Annotated in this window: 10 protein-coding genes and 1 pseudogene; 10 read left to right on the top strand and 1 reads right to left on the bottom strand. The window is 77.4% G+C overall.

All coding sequences use genetic code 11. The features are described 5' to 3' along the window. Positions 1–32: 32 nt before the first annotated feature. Positions 33–782: an SDR family NAD(P)-dependent oxidoreductase gene (locus JD77_RS24505; protein ID WP_145776354.1), complete on the bottom strand. Its 750-nt coding sequence runs from the start codon at positions 780–782 to the stop codon at positions 33–35. A 673-nt stretch (positions 783–1,455) separates the two neighbouring features. Here JD77_RS24505 and JD77_RS24500 point away from each other — a divergent pair. From JD77_RS24500 to JD77_RS24455, 10 genes and pseudogenes are all read left to right on the top strand, one after another. Next, positions 1,456–2,902 (top strand): annotated as a pseudogene (locus JD77_RS24500) (right-handed parallel beta-helix repeat-containing protein). A gap of 611 nt (positions 2,903–3,513) precedes the next feature. Continuing rightward, positions 3,514–4,128, top strand: coding sequence for a peptidoglycan-binding domain-containing protein (locus JD77_RS24495; RefSeq protein WP_145776353.1), 615 nt, complete (start codon positions 3,514–3,516; stop codon positions 4,126–4,128). Positions 4,129–4,194: 66 nt separating this feature from the next. Next, positions 4,195–6,339, top strand: coding sequence for a hypothetical protein (locus JD77_RS24490; RefSeq protein ID WP_145776352.1), 2,145 nt, complete (start codon positions 4,195–4,197; stop codon positions 6,337–6,339). After that, positions 6,324–7,067 carry a hypothetical protein gene (locus tag JD77_RS24485; protein WP_145776351.1) on the top strand — a complete coding sequence of 248 codons (744 nt, stop codon included), beginning with the start codon at positions 6,324–6,326 and terminating at the stop codon, positions 7,065–7,067. The genes JD77_RS24490 and JD77_RS24485 overlap by 16 nt, the downstream gene beginning before the upstream one ends. Next, complete coding sequence (locus JD77_RS24480) at positions 6,980–8,122, top strand: hypothetical protein (RefSeq protein WP_145776350.1); 1,143 nt, start codon at positions 6,980–6,982, stop codon at positions 8,120–8,122. Before JD77_RS24485 ends, JD77_RS24480 begins: the two co-directional genes overlap by 88 nt. Further along, the gene (locus JD77_RS24475) at positions 8,095–10,095 is read left to right on the top strand and encodes an alpha/beta hydrolase family protein (protein ID WP_145776349.1); all 2,001 of its coding nucleotides are present in this window, start codon (positions 8,095–8,097) and stop codon (positions 10,093–10,095) included. The genes JD77_RS24480 and JD77_RS24475 overlap by 28 nt, the downstream gene beginning before the upstream one ends. Continuing rightward, positions 10,053–14,486, top strand: coding sequence for a DUF6603 domain-containing protein (locus tag JD77_RS24470; RefSeq protein ID WP_145776348.1), 4,434 nt, complete (start codon positions 10,053–10,055; stop codon positions 14,484–14,486). Before JD77_RS24475 ends, JD77_RS24470 begins: the two co-directional genes overlap by 43 nt. After that, positions 14,462–15,910, top strand: coding sequence for a hypothetical protein (locus tag JD77_RS24465; RefSeq protein WP_145776347.1), 1,449 nt, complete (start codon positions 14,462–14,464; stop codon positions 15,908–15,910). Before JD77_RS24470 ends, JD77_RS24465 begins: the two co-directional genes overlap by 25 nt. A 253-nt stretch (positions 15,911–16,163) precedes the next feature. Next, complete coding sequence (locus tag JD77_RS24460) at positions 16,164–17,234, top strand: hypothetical protein (protein ID WP_145776346.1); 1,071 nt, start codon at positions 16,164–16,166, stop codon at positions 17,232–17,234. Beyond that, positions 17,231–18,265 carry a hypothetical protein gene (locus JD77_RS24455; RefSeq protein ID WP_145776345.1) on the top strand — a complete coding sequence of 345 codons (1,035 nt, stop codon included), beginning with the start codon at positions 17,231–17,233 and terminating at the stop codon, positions 18,263–18,265. The genes JD77_RS24460 and JD77_RS24455 overlap by 4 nt, the downstream gene beginning before the upstream one ends. The last annotated feature ends 1 nt before the right edge of the window (position 18,266 follow it).

The raw sequence follows: 18,266 nt of genomic DNA, 5'->3' as shown, positions 1-18,266 counted from the left end.
CGGTGCCTGCCGTGACGCGCGGGGCCGCCGGCTCAGATGCCTCCGTCGACGTGCAGTGTCTCCCCGGTGATGTAGGAGGACTGGTCGCTGAGGAGGAAGGCCACCGCGTCGGCCACCTCCTCCGGCCGCCCGTAGCGCCGCAGGGCGATCCGCTGGGAGTGGCTCTCGACGTACGCCCGCCGCTGTTCGGACCCGGCCTGCGCCGCCTCCTCGGTTTCGATCATGCCCGGGGCCACCACGTTGACGCGGATGCCCTGCGGGCTCAACTCCTTGGTCAGCGAGCGCATCAGCCCGACGAGTCCCGCCTTCGCCGCGGTGTAGTGGGCCCGCAGCGGGATGCCGATCGTGGCCACCCGGGAGCCGATGGCCACCACGGAGGCGCCCACGGTCATCAGCGGCAGTGTCTTGTTGACGACGAGGTAGGCCGCGGTGAGGCTGGTGTTCACCACGCGGTGCCACTCCTCGGGGGTCAGCTCGCCGAACGGCACCGAGCTGATCACTCCCGCGTTGTGCACCAGGCCGTGCAGCGTCCGGTGGCTGCTCCGGGCCTCGCCGACGAGCCGCTCGACGTCCTCGGCGTCGGTCACGTCGGCCCGGATCAGGCGGTGGGTGCCCGACGTCTTCTCGAGCTCCTGGGCGAGCGTCTCGATGTGCCCGCCCTCGGTGCGGTAGCAGGCCACGACGTTCGCCCCGGCGGTGGCCAGCCGGAGAGTGATGCCACGACCGATTCCCCGGGTCCCCCCGGTGACGATGACGTTCCTGCCGGCAAGTTGACCAGTCATGTCTCTCTCTTCTCGCGTCAGTGCCGACCGGCCTCTGCCCGCGACCGTGGACGGGCCACCGGGACGCGGCGGTGGCGTCCACGTTGACAGCCAACCGGGTGCGGGCCGGTACGGCCCCGGCCAGGTCCAGTTGTGCCAGCGGACGCGCGTGCCGACCTCGCCCGCTCGCGTCGTCGGGGTCGGGTGCGTGACCGCCGGTCGACGGCAGCCCGCTGGATGATCTGCTGTGTCCGGCCCTGCTCGACGCCGGTCCGCGCGTGCAGATGTCGCCCCGCGCCCGGATGATCCACCGTGGCGTCGGGCTTCGTCCCGAACTGATGCGTCCGGCTCTGCTCGACGCTCTCCGGTTTCTCCCGATACTCCCAGAAGGCGGGCATGAATACCAGATGCGGCCGGTCTCGAACTGCCTGGCAGGCAGGCGCCGGACGGACGACCCGGTGACGGGGACGGGTCGGGTCGGGTCGGCTTCGAGCTTGCGGCGTAGCTGGGCCATGTACTGGCGCAGGTGGTTGGTCTCGGTCTGGGAACCTGCCGGTTTTGCCGCCGTTTTCACGCCTCGACGGCGTAGTGGCCGTACCGTCGAGGCGGGCTCACCCGCCGGTGCGGTGTGGCCCCGCTGCGGTCCAGGCTCCGGCCGGTTCGCCGGCTGACCCCGCACGCGGAGGGAGGTCCCATGCCAGGTCGGGTGACGTCCACCGCGCCCGGGGTGCGCCCGTTCGGGGTGGCGGGGGCGCCGCTGCTGTGCAACGCGCGGGAGCACGGCCTGACCGGCGACGGGACGACGAACGACCAGCCCGCGCTCGCCGCCCTCGTGGACCGGCTCGGCAAGGCGTTCGCCGCGGACGGGCGGGCGCGGGTGATCTACTGCCCGCCCGGGGTCTACATGATCCGCGACGCGGCCACGGTGTGGCGCAGCGGGGTGTCGCTGGTGGGGCGGGGCCGGGGGCGACCCGCTTCGTGCTGAGCAACGAGGGGACACCCTGATCGACGCGATCCGGGTGCTGGAGTGCGGCCGGCTGGACAACGGCTTCGAGATGGGCGGGGCGGGCATCGGCATCGGCATCGGCGGCTGGGGCAGCGTGGAGCGGCTGACCATCACCAACTACAGCGCGGTGGGCAACGCGACCAACGGCATCCTGCTGGAGATGCAGCACCCCGGCAGGCCCCAGCCGCGCGGCATCCGGATCGTCGGCTGCCACGCCCAGGGCAACCGGTTCGGCATCGCCGACTGGGGCGCCGACGGGCTCATCGTCACCTGCTGCACGGTGACCGGCAACCTCGAGGCGGGCTTCCAGGTCTCCGCCAAGGGCACCACGGGCATCCCCGGCACGGGCGGCATGCTGACCGACTGCGTCATCGACGGCAACCTGCGCGACGGCGTGAGCATCGGCAACACCCGCGGCCCGTACACCGTGCGGGGCAACCGGATCAGCGGCAACGGCCGCTACGGCTACCACCACCAGGATCTCGGCACCGGCGACCGGGCCGCCGCGGAGGAGATCGTCATCGAGAGCAACGACATCTGGGGGAACGGCCTCGACGGAGTGCGCCTCGACCGGCCGCTGCGGAACAGCGTGGTGCTCAACAACCGGATCCGCAACAACGGCCGCCAGTGCGTCCCCGCCGCCGCGGGGGGCGGGGAGTCCGTCCACTACGGCGACGACGTCCTGGTCGACCAGCAGGCCAGCTGGCCGAAGGACGGACACCTCGGCAAGGTCCTGCGGGTGGGCGCCCGGTACGCCGTGGTCGCGGCGAACGACGAGAACAGCCTCACCCTCGCCCCGATCCGTCCGGCCGCCACCACGAGCTGGAGCGCCGACGCGCCCCTGCCCGGCACCCCGTACGAGCTGCCGCCCGCCCCGCCGATCCGGGCCGGCCTCACCATCAACGCCGCCGTCGACTCCCTCACCATCCGGGGCAACCTGATCCGCGACAAGGGCGCCGGCACCCAGACCCACGGCGGGTGGATCACCGAGCGGGGCAGCTGCCTCGACTGCCGGGTGATCGGGAACGACCTCGACGGCAACCGCACCCCGATCCGGACGGACACGCCCGCCGTCGGCGGCCACTGGGAGAGCGCGGCGACGGGGCCTCAGCAGCCCGTGGAGCCGGGTGGATGAACGCCGGCGGGGCCCGGGACGCGCCGTCCCGATCCGCGCCGCGCACCCCGCCCAGCCCGCCGCGGCGCCCGTCCCCGCGCCGGGCGCGGCGTCCCAGGCACCCGGGACGGCGTCCCGGGACGCGGCGGAGCCCTTCCTGCCATCCGGCTCGATCGGACGCGCGCCCCGGGCCGCCCCGGTCACCCGGGAGTCACCTGATTTCTGCCGCTGGGTCTGACAACCATCGGCGCTCCCGCCGCCGGGCCGGGCCGAACGACGCCGCCCGCCAACCGCAGCGGCAGGGTTACTGCCAGGAGCACGACTCCTCCTTCCGCAACCGCCGTCCCTGCCCCATGGTGTGTGCAGCGACGGGAGCACGGCCCCGTGACTGTCCACAGTGACGTCCCGGCCCGCCCGTCCCGGCCTCCCGGCCCGGGCCCCGTCGCGATCCCTGGCGCAGTGGGTCGAGGGTGCCGCCTGCCCGCGGGGCCCCGGCCGGAGAGGAAAGCGGATGGAGACCGACCACGGCGGCGTCGAGTACGCCCTCGCCACCGCCGGCGAGGACGACGACCCGGAGAGCCTGATCGGCGAGCCGATCGGCGACGAGCCGCACGCGGACGAGGAGGAGTGACGTGGCCGTACGACTCGCCCCCGCCCTGCGGGTGCTCCGGGCGGAGATCGACGCGCGCTGGCCGAAACGGGACCGCACGTCCGACGGGTGGATCGGTGACGCGGCGCACCAAGCCCGCAGGTCCGACCACAACCCGGATGCCGACGGCTCCGTCAACGCGGCCGACTTCGACAAGGACGGCATCGACCCGATGCTGGTGGTCCGGCGCTGCATCGCCCACCCGGCCACCGCGTACGTGATCTACAACCGGACCATCTGGAGCCGTACCCGCGGCTTCCAGCCGGCCCGGTACACCGGCGCGAACCCGCACGACAAGCACGTCCACGTCAGCGTCAGCCACGACAGGGCACTGGAGAACAGCACCCGCCCCTGGGGCATCGGCAACGCCGAGGGCCGCCGCCTGGGCAGCCGCAACCTGCGCAGGGGCGACCGCGGCGACGACGTACGGGAGCTGCAACGCCTGGCCGACGCCGTCGGGGCGAAGCTCGCCGTCGACGGGATCTTCGGCCCGCGCACCGACGCCTGGGTACGGGCGTACCAGAAGTCCCGGCGCCTGACCATCGACGGGATCGTCGGCCCGAAGACCCTCGCCGCCCTGCGCGCCGACACCCGCTGACCCCTTCCCTCCCGCCGGCCGGCCCGCGCGTGCCGGCCGGCGGCCGCCCCACCTGGAGAGAGCCGCGTGACAAGCCTGGCCCAGACGCTCGCCACCGCCACCCTGGCCGCCGCCCAGCCCGGCGCCGTGCCCCCGTCGACCTACAACGTCCTGCCGCGCGATCCGGCACCGCTGCCCGGGCCGCTGATGCGGCCGATCGTCAACGGGGCACTGGTCAACGGCGTCGGCGGGCGGCGCACCGGCGGCCAACGCCCCACCCTGTCGGTCTTCCTCGGCCCCGGCGCCACCGCGCACGGACTGGCCTACTGGATCACGCAGCGGCTCTGGCCCGCCGGCCTGCCCGCCCCCAGCGTCGAGGATCGGCTCCAGATCGCCCGCGGGCTGTGGGCGTGGAACGAGGCATACCTCACCTGGCACGGCACCGAGCCGTGGCGGGCCGGGCTATGGTTTCCGTTGCCGGTGGAGCTTGCCATGGCCGGCGACTCGTGGGTCACCGACTGGGAGAGCATCCGCCTGCTGGGCCTGGCCCACCCGGAGATCCCCGGCACCACCCTGGAGCTGCCCGCCGAGCCGCTGCGCCTGCCCGACCCGAACCTGCTGCGTCAGGCCGTCGCGGCCTGGCGCGGCGGGCTGAGCCTCGACGACATGGCGGCGCTGCTCGAGAAGAGGGTCGTGGGCAACCCGTTCGAGGTGGTCTTCCGGATCGTCGAGGTCCTGCGCCAGGTCGAGACCGCCAGCCCGGCCGACGCGGCCACTCTCGCGGTGAAGGTCACCGCGCGCCTGGCCGCGTGGGAGCTGGACATGCTGGCCGGGGTCACCTCGGGACACGCCCTGCTGCGCCGCCTGTTCACCCTGGCCAGCCGCGCCGGCGGGGAGCCGGCGACCGCCGCCGTGGCAGCCCTGGGCACCGCCCTCGGCCTCACCCGCACGGAGGCCGGGGCGTGGCAGCCGCCGGAGCTGGTGGGCCCCCGCGTCGTGCCGGTCGACCTGCCCCTGCCGCCCGTCGCCGCCACGGCTCCCCCCGCCGCGGTCAACCCCACCGACGCCGCCGCGCAGGAGAAGACCGGCGGGATCCGCTACATGATCCACGGGCGCGACCTGAGCCTGGGCGTACAGACCAGCGAGGAGACCAAGACCTGGCACGGCCCGGCCAACGGCGGCCGCCTCGACCCGGCGGCCTTCATCGTCGACAACGAGGCCGCGATCGGGCTGACCAGCGACCACGAGCGGGCCCGGCTGCGCGTCGTGCGGCTGATCGCCCCGAAGGAGGGCATGCTCGACGCCTCGCGCAGCGCCGACGTGGGGCTGCTGTCGACCGGCATCCAGCAGTGGTCGGCGCACGTCAACGAGGAACTGTCCGTGCTGCTGGCCCGGTACAGGAACGCCGCCCCGGACCTGTACGACCTGTACTTCGGCATGTGGGGCCTCCAGGTGGAGCTGTGGTGGAAGGTCGGCGGCGCGGAGGCCGCCGCCGAGACACCCGACCCGGTCAAGGTGCGCGCCGCGAACCCGGAGGCGTTCCACGCCGACGGCACGCCCAAGGCGGGCAAGGACTTCGCCCCCCAGTACGCGACCCTGTTCGAGGTGCCGCCGGGCCAGCCCCGCCGGCGGCTGCCCGCTCCGACCGGCGCGCAGACCGCGGTCAAGCCCCGGCAGGCGTTCTTCGGCGCCACCAAGGTCGGCAACAAGTACCACATCGCGCCGCACTGGTGTGCCCGCGTGCGGCTGGCCTCGGTGTGCTCCACCGAATACAGGGTCACGCAGATCTGGACCGGCATCTGGCGCTTCGAGCGGCTGGCCCGGCAGCCCCTCGGCGAGTCGACGCTGAAGGTGCGTGGACGGCAGTTCCGCATCCGCGACTTCGTGAGCTCCGAGTTCCTGGCGGCCGTGGCCCTCGACCAGCACATCAACAAGCCAGCGAAGGTGCCGCTGGCCATCGACGCCGCGATAACCCGCACCGAACGGGCGATCGCCCGGCTCGACGCGGCCACGCAGAACGAGCTGCGCCCGTTCGACCCCGGGCCGGCGACCCCGCTGCGGCCGGCCTGGCTGCGGCTGTTCCAGCTCAACTACCTCATCGAACGCGTGATCTACGACAAGCCGATCCGCGACCACTACCTCCTGCTCCTGCAGGACAAGTTCAAGAACGACACCGAGCTGATCGGCCTCGACGGCGCGCCGGGCAGCTTCCACGGATGGGTGGGCGAATGATCACCGTCGACGGCCTCGACGCCGACCTCACCGACCTCGGCATCGCCCTCGGCCTGCTCGTCCCCGGCACGGGCGGGCAGCTGCGGCTGGACGAGGCGTTCTTCACCGACCCGTGGGGACGCGTCGGCAAGCTCGTCAGCGACGACACCCAGCGCGCCGCCCTGGTGCGCGCCGTCGCCGCGCTGCTGCCGCAGGACGATCCCCGCTTCCCCGCCCTCGGCCGGGACCCGCTCGGGGTGCGCACCCGGCACGTGCCGCTGCTCGCCCAGGACGGCAGGGGACAACTGTTCCTCGTCGTCCGCGAGGAGGCCGGCGGCCGGCTGACCCTCGGCCTCGCCGCCGAGGGCGGGCCGCTGGCCGGCGGGCCCGGCGTCACCGTCCAGCTCGACCTGCTCGTCGCCGACGGCGGCAGCGCGCGGGCGGTCGCCGCCACCCCGGAGCACCCGATGCGGCTGCGGGTACGCACCCCGCTCGGCGACACCGGCGCGACCGCCGAGGCCAGCGTGCTGCTGGTCGCCCCGCCGCACGAGGCGCAGACCCGGCTGGTGGTCACCGTCAGCGGCCTGCCCGGCATGTCCGCGCCACTGGTGCTGGACCCGGCGCCGGCAGCGCGGGCGCCGCCACCCTGGTCACCACCCTGTTGCGGCTGGTCCTCGCCGAGCTCGCCGGCACGGTGCCCGAGCCCGTACGGCTGGTCGCCGAGCACCTGCCCGGCCTGCTCGGGCTGACGCCCGGGCTCGCGCCGCTGCCCATGGACCGCCTCGCCGAGGGGCCGGCCGCGTTCCGCGACTGGCTCGCCGGGCTGGCCACCTCCCGCACCGACGCCAGCGTCCCGGGCCTGGTGACCTGGCTCGACTCGGTCGGTCAGCTGCTGGGCCGGCCCGCCTCCGGCCGCACCACGCTGCCCACCGAGGCCGACCCGATCGTCTTCGCCCTGGTCGACGACCCCGCCGTGGCGCTGACCGTGGGCGTGCGCACGGACCCGGCCACCGGGGCCACCGCGCTGGTGTGGGGCGCCCGGATCAGCTTCACCGGCGCCGGCGTGGACGCCCGGGTCGACGGTGACGCCGTCCTGCTCGTGATGCCGCTCGGCGACCCGGCCCCGGTCACCCTCTTCGAGCGGCTCGACCTCGTCGTCACCGCCCCCGCCGGCGGCGGCAGGCTCTACCCGGCGGACGGCGAGCCCACCGGCGCACTCCGCGTCGGCGGGCTGCGCGCCGGCGTCCGCTACACCGCCGCCGACCGCGCCGTCCGCCCGCTGCTGGAGCTGCGCGACGTCCGGGTCGACCTCGACGGCACGCCGACCGAGCTGCCGCTGGTCGACCTCACCGACGCCCGCTCGCTGACCGCCGCCGCCCAGTCGCTGCTCGACGAGGCCATCGACGCCGGCCTCGGGCCGGCCGCCGGGCCGGTCGCCGCGCTGCGCCGCCTCGTCGGCCTCGGCACGACGCCCGGCGTCGACCTCGCGCTGCTGGCCACCGCGCCGGGCGCCGCGATCGCCGCCCACTACCGGGCGCTGCGGGCCGGCGGTGCCGGCTGGGCGCCCGTGCTGGCCGACCTGGCCCGGCTGGCCGGCGTCGACGCCCCGGCGGTGGCCGGCGCCGGCACCGCCGCCGACCCCTGGGCGGTCGACCTGCCGGCCTTCGCCGGTACGTCCCTGGCCGTGCGGCTGTCCCTCTGGGACTCCGGTACGCCCGCCGCGCCGGTGTTCACCCTCGGCCTCGGCCTGGCCGCCGGGCCCCGCTCGACCCCGCCGTGCCGTGGCGGGCCGACGCGCGGCTGACCCTGGTCGCCGTCCCGCTCGCCCCCGACGGCGGGACCGCTACGTGGCTCCCCTCGGCGACCGTCACCGCCGACTTCGCCGCCGTCACGCCGGCCGCGGCCGGGGTGGCCGTCCGCACCGACGGGGTGCGTGTCGCCGCCGACTGGGCGCTGGGCGCCCCGGTGACCGCCACCGCGGCGATCCGGGGCCTGACCGTCCTCGTCGACGGCACCCCGTACCCGCTGGGGGACCTGCGGCTGCCCACCGCCGGACCGGTCGACGCGACCCGACCCGACCTGGGCCTCGGCCTGGCCGCCGGCCCGCTGTGGGCGGCGCTGCGCGCGCTGCTGTCCCGCGTCGCGTACTCCTGGGGCGGCCCGGCCGCCCGCGACCTGCTGGCGCTCGTCGGCGTCGCCGGCCCCGACAGCACCGGCGGCGACCGCGTGCCGGCGCTCCTGCCGCCCGACCCGGACGACCTGGCCAGCCTGCTGGCCGACCCCGCCGAGGCGGTCCGCGCCTGGCTGGCGGCGCTCGCCCGGGACGCCGCCGCCGGCACCACCCCGGCCGGGCCGCCGCTGCGCCACCTGCTGGAACTGGTGCAGGCCCTGCTCACCGACCGGCTGCCGGCGCTGCCCGGCCAGCCGCTGCCGGGCCCGGACCTGCCGGTCGACGGCTCCGGCACGCCCGAGGTGCCGTGGCGGGTGCCGATCCACCGCGCCGGCGACGACGCCGTGGAGCTGCTGACCTGGCTGGAGCCGGCCGGTCCGCCCGGCGCGTGGGCGGTGGAACCGCTGCTCGACCGCTACCTCACCGGCACCGCCGAGGGCCCGGAGGGCGACGAGGAACCAGCCCGGGCCGACGCCGACGGCGACGAGCCGGTGCGGGAGCCGCTCACCGGGGCCGCCGTGCTCGCGGCCGGCCGGCTCGCCGCGGCGTACCGGCCCGACCTGGCCGAGGTGCTGCCGCTGCTCGACCCCGCGGCGGCCGCGTTCGCCGTGGACTCCCTGGCCGACCTGCTCGCCGACGGCGACGGGCTGGTGCCCGCCGACGCCTCCGCGGCGGCGGCCGGGATCCGCGTCGGCGACCTTGTCGACGCGGCCCACCACGAGCTGCCGGCCGCACCGGCGACCGTCGCGCAGCTGCGCGAGGCCGTCGCCGGGTACACCGCCCCGGCCGGCGACGGCTGGGCCGTGCTGCTGATGGCCCCGCCGCTGGCCGGGCCGCGGCCGTGGGAGCCGTTGCTGGCCGACGTGCCGGCCGGCGACGTGCACCGGGTCGACCTGCGGGTGCCCGGCACCGCGCCGGACCGGGTGGACCTCGGCGCGCTGCCCGCCGCCCGCTGGTACGTGGTGGACCTCGCCGACGACGGGACCCTGCCCGCCGCGACCGCGCTGGCCGCGCTGCGCCGCGTGCACGACGCCGTGCGGACCGTACGCCCCGGCACGCGCACCGTGCTCGTCGGGCACTCCTACCTCGGGCAGGTCGCCCGGCAGCTCGCCGCCGCCGTACCCGACCAGGTCCTCGGGCTGGCCACCATCGGCACCCCCGCGGACAACACCGTCCTGCCCGTCGACGCCCCCGCCGTCGCCGAGGGGGTGCGGCTGGCCCGGCTGCTCTCCCCCGAGGGCATGCCGGAGGACACGGCCACCGACGCCGCCCTGGACCTGCTCGGGCGGCTGCTCGACGGGTACGCGGCCACGGACGGGCAGGCGCCCACCGCCCTGCCCCTGCCGTCGGCCGCGTTCGCCCGGTGGACGCCGCCGGTCGCTCCGCCCGCCGTGCCGACGCTGGCCGTGCACGGGCGGCTGCGCGGCGGCCTGCGCGAGCTGCTGGCCAACGCGCTGACCTGGCGCACGTACGCCGCCGCGGACCCGCTGGACCTGCCCACCGCCGCCGCGGGCGCGGTGCGCGTCGCCCTGGACCTCGGCCCCGCCCAGCCGGCGACCCGCAGGTGGACGCCGACGTGCGCCTCGACCTCGGCCGGGTGGCCCTGACCGCCGACCCCGGCGCCGGTGCGCCCCCCGCGCTGCAGGTGCGGCTGCGGCTGAGCCGCCCGGACGGCTGGCTGCTCGGCGGCCCCGGCGACGGCCGGCCCCTGGACGCCCGGGTGCGGGCCCTGTCGGTGCGGGCCACCGTCACCGGGACGGGCACGACCGTGGCGGTGCTGCTGCACGACGTCGCCGTCCGCGGCGAGGCCGCCGCCGTGGTCGACCTGGCCGACCCGCGCACCCCGCCGCTGCTCGACGCCCTCGTCCGGGAGCTGGACCGGGTCGCCAGGGCCGGCGGGCGACTCGCGCGGCTGCTCGACGAGCTGGCCGCCCTCGGCGTCGTCCGGCGCGCCGCTGCCGGTCAGCCCGCCGCCGTGCTCGCCGACGCCGTCGCCGGGCTGACCGGCGACCCCGCGGCGTTCCTCGCCGCCCGGCTGCCCGGGCTCGTCGACCGCGCCGCCGGCCTGGCCGGGCTGGTCCGCGACCCCGGCGCGACCGACGGGAGCGGGCCGTGGCGGCGCCGGCTGCCGAACCTGCCCGTCGAGCTGGTGCTGGAGTCGCGGCCCTGGCGGCTGACCGCCCGCACCGTCGGCGACGGGCTGCGGCTGGCCCACACCGCCCGGCTCACCGGCGCGACGACCGTGCCCCTGGGCGACCCGCGGCCGACCGGGTGGGCCGCGCTGCGCGTCGGCGGGCTGCGCGTGGCCGCCGAGGCCGGCCGGCTGACGCTGGACACGTCCTGGCTGGACGGCCCGGTGCCGCTGCTGCCGGCCCCGGCGGGCCTGGCGGCGCGGCTCGCCCCGCTGGTGCCCCGGCTGCTCGTCGACTCCGCCCTCGGGGTGCTGCTGGAACAGCTCGCCGGCCCCGGCGTGCAGGTCCGCAGCCTCAGCCGGCTGCTGACCGACCCCGGCGGCTGGCTGTCCGACACGTTCGCCCCCGCACCGGGCCAGCCGCCCCGGGCCCAGCCGCTGGCCGACGTCCTGCGCCTGGCCGCCGGTCCGCTCGGGCTGGCCGACGACCCGGCGCACACCCTGCGCCTGCCCGGCGGCCTCACCGTCGACCTGGAGGACGCCGGCAGCGGCGCCGACCGGCGGCTGCGGGTACGCGTCGCCACCGCCGCCCCGGTCGCGCTGTGGCACGCCGAAGGGCGTCCGGCCACCCTCGACGTCGGGCTGCGGCTGGACGTGGACGGGACCCGGCAGGTGCGCCCCGCCGGGGACCTCACGCTGCACGTGCCGCTGCCCGGCGACTGGGACGCCGTGGACGTGCGCCTGGGCGCCGACCCGTCCGGCCTGGCCCTGTCGGTGGCCCCGGCCGCGCTGGGCGCCACGGTCACGCTGCTGCCCGCCGTGTCCGGGATGGACGAGCTGGTCAGCGCCGCCGCGCAGCGGCTGCTGCCGGAGGTGCTCGACCAGCTCGTGACCGGCCTCGGCGCGCGTACCCCCCGGCCGGCCGTCCTCGACGACGCGCTGGCGGCCCTCGCGGCCCTCGGGGTGTACGAGCCGGGCGCCGCGCCGCACGGCTTCGCCGCGAGGGCCGGCGCGCTGGCCGACCTCGCCGCGGACCTCGCCTCCGGCGACCTCGCCGACGTGGGCAAGCACGCCGGTCCGGCGCTGGTCACGCTGCTGCGCCGGATCCTCGGCCCGGACCGGGTGCCCGCCCAGGACCCGACCCGGCCCGGGCTGGTGGTGGTCCGCGCCGCCGGGCCGCTCGGCGCCGACCTGGCGCTGCGGGTGGACCTCGGGGCCGACCGGCCGACGGTGGAGCTGCGCGCCGCCGGCCTCACCGCCGGGGCGCTGACCGGCGACGTCGTCGTCGGCTACGCCCACCCCGCCGTCACCGCCACCCTGACCGCCGGCGCGGCCGTCGACACCGGGCTCGGCATCCTGCTGCGCGGACGGCTCACCGTCGCCGCCGGCCCCGCCGGGGTCGGCGTGCAGCTCGGGCTCCTCGGCGGCGACGCCGCCGGCACCGGGGAGGTGACGGTGCGGCTGGCGCCGGCCGTCGTCCTGCCCGGCGAGGCCGAGCTGCGCCGCATCGTCGAGCAGACGGCGGTGCCGCTTGCCGGCACCCTCGCCCTGCGGGCCAGCCGGCCCTGGCTCGACCGGCCGCTGTGGCCCGGCGGACGCACCACGACGCAGCTGCTCACCGCCGTCGGCGTCGCGCAGGAGCACCCGGACGGGCTGCGCATGGCCGCCGCCCTGCCCGCCCCGCTGGCGCTACTGCGCGGGCTGCTCGACGCCGTCGCCGGCGTCGACGTGCCGCTGCCGGGCGACCTGGCCCTGCGGGTGGTCGCCGACGGGGGCCGCTACGGGCTCGCCGTCCGCGGCGACCTGCCGGTGACCGTCGGCGACGTGGCGGTGGTGCTGCGCTTCGCCCTGCCCGACGGGCTCGACCCCGGTTGGGGCGAGACCGGGCGGGGCACCGGGCTGCTGCTGCTGGACCTGAGCAACCCGGCCGCTCCGGCGCTCGCGCCGGTGCTGCGGCTGGGCGGCCTGGGCCTGCGGGTGGCCTCCGCCGCCTCCGGGAAGGCCCTGGTCGACACGGGCGGGTTCCGGCTCGGCGCCGCCGCCGGGCACGTACGCGCCGACATCCCGCTGGCCGGCGCGGCCGCGCTACGCCGCCCGGCGGTGCTCGACGGGGCGCTGGTGCTGGAGGGGATCGGCTTCCCGATGGCCTCCGGAGCCGGCGGCAACCCCGTCGCCGCGTCGCTGCTGCAGAGCGGCGGCGGCAGCGGGGACCCGACCCCGGTCAACCCGCCGCTGGACCTGACCGTCGCCCGCGCCGGCAGCCGCTGGCAGGTGCTCTTCGGCGGCCGCGCGGAGGCCCGCTTCGCCATCCAGCGCAGCTTCGGGCCGCTGCACATCGCCGAGATCGCCCTGCTGTACCAGCAGGCCGCCACGGGACCGGGCAAGATCGGCCTGGCCGTCGACGGCGGGGTGGCCATCTCCGGGCTCACCCTGAACGTCGACGACCTGTCGCTGCTGGTGCCGCTGCGCACCCCGACCGACCTGCGCACCTGGCAGCTCGACCTGGCCGGGCTGTCGGTCGCGTTCAGCTCCCCGGAGGTGTCCATCGCCGGCGGCCTGCGCAAGGTCGTCGGCGCGGGCGGGACGATCCAGTACGACGGCATGCTCTCGGTGGACCTGGCCGGCCGGGGACTGACCGCCGTCGGCTCGTACGCCCGGCCGAAGGACAGCCTCGGCGAGTACACCTCGCTGTTCGTGTTCCTCTCCGTCGCCACGCCGCTGGGCGGGCCGCCGTACCTGTTCGTCCTCGGCCTCGGCGGCGGCGCCGGCTACAACCGGCGGCTGCTGGTGCCCAGCGACCCGCAGTCGGTGCCGGCGTTCCCACTGGTCAAGGCGATCGCCGACGGTGGCTTCGCCGGCGACGGCGGACCGACGGCGGCGCTGGCGCGCATGTCGGCGGACATCCCGCCGGCCCGGGGCGGCTTCTGGCTCGCCGCCGGCGTGAAGTTCTCCACCTTCGGGCTGCTCAACACGACCGCCGTGGCGTACCTGGCGGTGGACCGCGCCGTCGAGGTGGGCGTGCTGGGCCTGATGCGCATGGCGCTGCCCTCGGCCGAGTCGGCGATCGTGAACGTCGAGCTTGCGCTGGCGGCCCGGTACAGCACCCTGGACCGGGTGCTGTCGGTGCGCGCCGCGCTGACCCGCAACTCCTGGCTGCTGAGCCGGGACTGCCGGCTCACCGGCGGGTTCGCCCTCGTGGTGTGGATGGACCGCTCCGATGTGCTGCTGTCCATCGGCGGCTACCACCCGGCCTTCGCCCGCCCGGCCCACTACCCGGAGGTGCCCCGGGTCGGGTTCAACTGGTCCGTCGGCAGCGGCGTGGTGGTCAAGGGCCAGTCGTACTTCACCCTCACCCCGTCGACGGTGATGGTCGGCGGCCGACTCGAGGCGTCGTACGACAGGTCGCCGGTGCGGGTGTGGTTCGCCGCCGCCCTCGACGTGATGGTGACCTGGGACCCGCTGACGTACCTGGCCGACGTGTCGGTCTCCGTCGGCGCCCGGTTCACCATCAAGGTCTGCTTCTTCGCCTGCGCCCGGATCAACGTCAGCGTCTCGCTCGGCGCCCGGGTGCACCTGGAGGGGCCGCCGCTGCGCGGCACCGTCACCGTCGACCTGGCCATCGCCTCGGTGACCGTGCGGTTCGGCAAGGCGCAGGCGCAGCCGTACCTGACGTGGTCGCAGGTCGTCACCAAGTACCTCGGCAACGGCGACGCCGCCCGGCCCGCCACCGCCACGACCGTCACCGCCGGCACCCTGCCGCCCGCGCCCGGGTCGCGGCCCGACGGGACCCCCAGCGCCCGTGGTCGACCGCGCCCGAGTTCGCCGTACGCGTCGACTCGGCGATGCCGCTGGCCGGCTGGTCGCTGACCGGCTCCGGTCAGGGCGGCGCCGGCGGCCGGGAGGTCGACGTGGTGCCCGCCGGGCACGCGGTCGGGCGGGTCCGGGCGGTCATGGCGGTCACCGTGGAGCGGGCCAGCGGCACCGGCTGGGCGGCCCTGACTCCCGCCGAGCTGGCCGGCCTGCGCCCCGCCACGGCGTCGACCGGCTTCCCCGCCGCGGTCTGGGACGGCGCGGCGGCGGGCCGGGGCCGGCCGGACCCCGTGGTCCGCGCCCTGTCGTCGGTCACCCTCGCCGCCCCGGTCACCGTCAGCGAGTCCGCCGGGGCGGTCCGGGACGTGCCGCTGTCGACGCTGATCGAGGAGGAGCTGCCGCGTCCGCTGCCGCTGCCCGCCGAGGCGGCCCTCGCCCGGGCCGCCGCGCCCGGCGCGGCCACGAGCCGCACCGCCGCCCGGATCGCCGCCCGGGTCACGGCGCGCCGCGCCGCGACGCACGCCGAGCCCCGGCCACTCACCCCGGTCCCGCCGCGCCTGCGCGCCACCGTCTCGCCCGACCGCCGACGCGGCCGCCGCGCCGACCCGGCGCCACTCGCCGCCCGGGCCGGCACGGCCACGCTGCCCGCCGGGCACGTCCAGGTCTGGGACGTCGCCGACGCCGCCGGCTTCCGGTTGCGGCTGGCGGACGCGGGGCCGGCCGGACCGTCGCCGTCGGGGGCGCTGCGGCTGGCGGCGTTCACCAGCACCGGCGCGCCGCTCGTCGACGGGCCGGCCCGCTCCGGCGCGCCGCTGCCGGACGGCGCGGCCACGGCCGTGGTCACCGCGGCCCCGGCCGACGGCACGGCCGGCTGGGTCGCGGACACCCCGTTGGTGCCGGTGACCGAGGGCGTGCTGGTCGCGCCCGGCGCCACCGTCCGGCTGCCGCACCCGTGGCGGCCGCCGGCCCGCTACCGCCGCGCCGGCGAGCACGTGCCGGTGCCCGCCGCCCTGCTGGCCGGTGAGGTCGACGGGCTGGTCACCGACCTGCCCGCCACGGTCCGCCGGATCGTCGTCACGGTGGAGGCGGTCGCCGCGGGCGCCGACCTCGACGACGTGGTGGTCGACGTCGACGGCGTACGGGTCAGCAGCCGGCACGCCACGCCCGAGGCCGGACCGCGGCAGCGGATCGTGCTCAGCGTCGAGGCCGAGGAGTCCGCCCGCACGATCAGTGTGCTGGTCCGCACCGGCGACCGGTGGCGGCTCGGCGGGGTGGTCGGCGACGGCGACGACTCCATCGACCCCGACGACGGTCCCGCCCGGGCGCGCCTGGCCGGCGTTTTCGCCGACGTCATCGCCACGGACCGCCCGATGCGCGCGGCCGGCCTGCGTGCCGCCGCGGCCCCCGCCCCGGCGACCCTCGTGGGTTTCGAGCCCGGCCCGGCGCAGGCCGGCCCGGCAACGACGGAAGAGATGAGATGACCGAGACACCTGTGGCGCCCGGCTCCGTGCGCCTGTACGACCGGGTGGAGCCGACCCTGCGGGCGGGCCTCTACCGGGTCAGCTCCACCCTCGACGTGCGGACCACGGCTGGCGGCCAGCTCGCGTCGCCGCCCACCCACGCCACCCACGTGCAGCTCGACGCGCCCCGGTTCGCCCTGGACGCCGCCGAGGTCGCCGCGCAGCACCCCCGGCGGACGCCGTCGGGACGTTCGGCGACCGCCTGCCGCACGTCGTGCTCGGGCGGCGCACCCTGCCCTGGGAACGCCGGCTGGCCGACGGCACACCGTGGCTGGCGCTGCTGGTCGTCCGCGCCGACGAGGGCAAGATCGTCGACGGTACGCTGCAGGGGCTCGTCGGCAGCGGCGTGGTCGCGGCGCTGGCCGCCAACCAGCCGGTGGACCCGAACCGGCCGGTGCGCGGCCTGCAGATCAAGGATCTGGCCACGTTCCGGGCGCTGCTGCCCGGCCGCGCCGACGTCGCCCTGCTGACCCACGTACGCCGGGTCAACCTCGCCGACACCGCCCTGGCCGGCGCCGACGACGACGGCTGGTTCTCCGTCGTCACCGCCAACCGGCTGCCCCTGGCCGGGAGCGGGCCCACCTCCTGGACGGCGTGCCTGGTCTCCCTGGAGGCGCGCGAGGACGCCTGGTCGACGACCACGGGGACGCCGCCGACGCTGGTGGTGCTCGCGTCGTGGAAGTTCGTCACCAGCTCGACCGGCGGCACCTTCGAACGGCTGGCCGCCGACCTCGACGTGGCGGCCTTCGGGGAGCCGGCAGCCGGCGCCGCCCCGGTGCTACGCCCCGACGGGGTGGTGCCGCTGGCCGGCACCGCCCGCGACGGCGGCCCCACCGCCGTCGGCTACCGCCCCCCGCTGCTGGGCCCCGGCACCGGCGCCACCGACGACGTCACCGACGCGGCCGCGTACGAGCTGGGCCGGTTGCTCGCCGCGGCGGACGGGCGGTTCATCCGCGAGGTGGTCGGCTGGCACCGCGCCGCCGAGGCCACGGCCCGGTCGGCGGACACGGCGGCCCGCCGGGCCACGGTGGTCCGCGACTACCTGGCCGGCGGCGCGCGGGCGCAGGCACGGCGGGCGGCCCTGGCGGGCGAGACCGCGGAGACCCTCGGGTACGCGCCGGCCGACGTGCCGGAGACCGACGGGCGGCAGCCGCAGCCGCTGCTGGCCCAGGCGCTGGCCGACCGGCTGTTCGCCCGCACCGGCCAGGCCGACCTGTGGCAGGCCCCGCCGCAGGCGGCGGAGGCCGCCCGCACCATCAGCTCCGAGGAGGGGGAACGGTCATGACGCAGACGATGTCGGCCGGGGGCCGGCTGCTGGCCCAACGGCTCGCCGCCGTGCTCGGCGACCCGCCCGCGGCCGGCGGTGACGGGCTGGTAGCGCCCGCCGGCCGGGCCGGGTCGGCAACGCCTGCCGCCGCGAAGGCCGGGGCGGGCGAGCCGCCGCTGCCGGACTACGTGGCGCACGTGCTGGCCCGCTGGGACCTGCTGCACGACGTGCCGTTCCGGTACCTGGTCCCGGACGCGCGGCTGCTGCCCCCCGAGTCGATCCGCTTCTTCCGGCTGGACCGGGGGTGGCTCGACCGGCTGCGCGCGGGGGCGCTCGCGGTGGGCGGCGGTGACGGCAGCCGGGAGCGCGCCGCGACGGCGGCCCTGCTGCCGCGTGCCGACGGCGCCGCGGCCGAGCACCTGCCGCTGGTCCGGGAGGTGCAGCGGGGCCGGATCAGCATCCCGGTCGCCGCCGAGGTGGTGGCCGAGGAGCGCGCCGAGTCCGTCGCCCTCGCCGCCGGTACGGACGCCGTCAGGCTGGCCGGGGCCGCCGTGCCGGTGACCGGGTTCCTGCTCCGCTCGGCGCTGGTGTCGGGCTGGCCGGCGATGCAGATCCGCGCCTGGGCCAGCGACCTGCCCGCCGACGTGCCGCCGGGCGTCGACCCGGACGAGCTGGCCGGCCGGCGGCCCGACCTGGTGGTGCCGCTGCTGCGGCTGCAGCGGCTGTCCCCGGCCGTGCTGCTGGCGCTGTTCCACGGCGCGCCGCGCCTGATCTGGTTGCAGGAGCCGCCGCAGAGCGTCCAGTTCGGGCTGGAGCCCTCCGGCACGGGCTGGCGGGTGCCGGTCCGGTCGGCCGGCGGGCAGGAGGTGACATCGGTGCCGGTGCCGATGCGGCCCGGTCCGGTGGCCGGCGTGGTCGATGTCGCGACGCTGGCCGGGGCCCTCGACGCCGCCGTGTCAGGGTCTCCGCCGAACCGCGGCGCGGGAGTCGCGCTGTCCCTGCTCCAGGCGCCGTCGCGGCAGCGCTTCGCCGCCGGCACGGCGCGGTGAG

The organism is Micromonospora olivasterospora, assembly GCF_007830265.1.
In the GTDB taxonomy this organism is placed as follows: Bacteria; Actinomycetota; Actinomycetes; order Mycobacteriales; family Micromonosporaceae; genus Micromonospora; species Micromonospora olivasterospora.
Note: the sequence above shows the minus strand (reverse complement) of the source record. Positions and strands in the feature narration are given on the sequence as shown.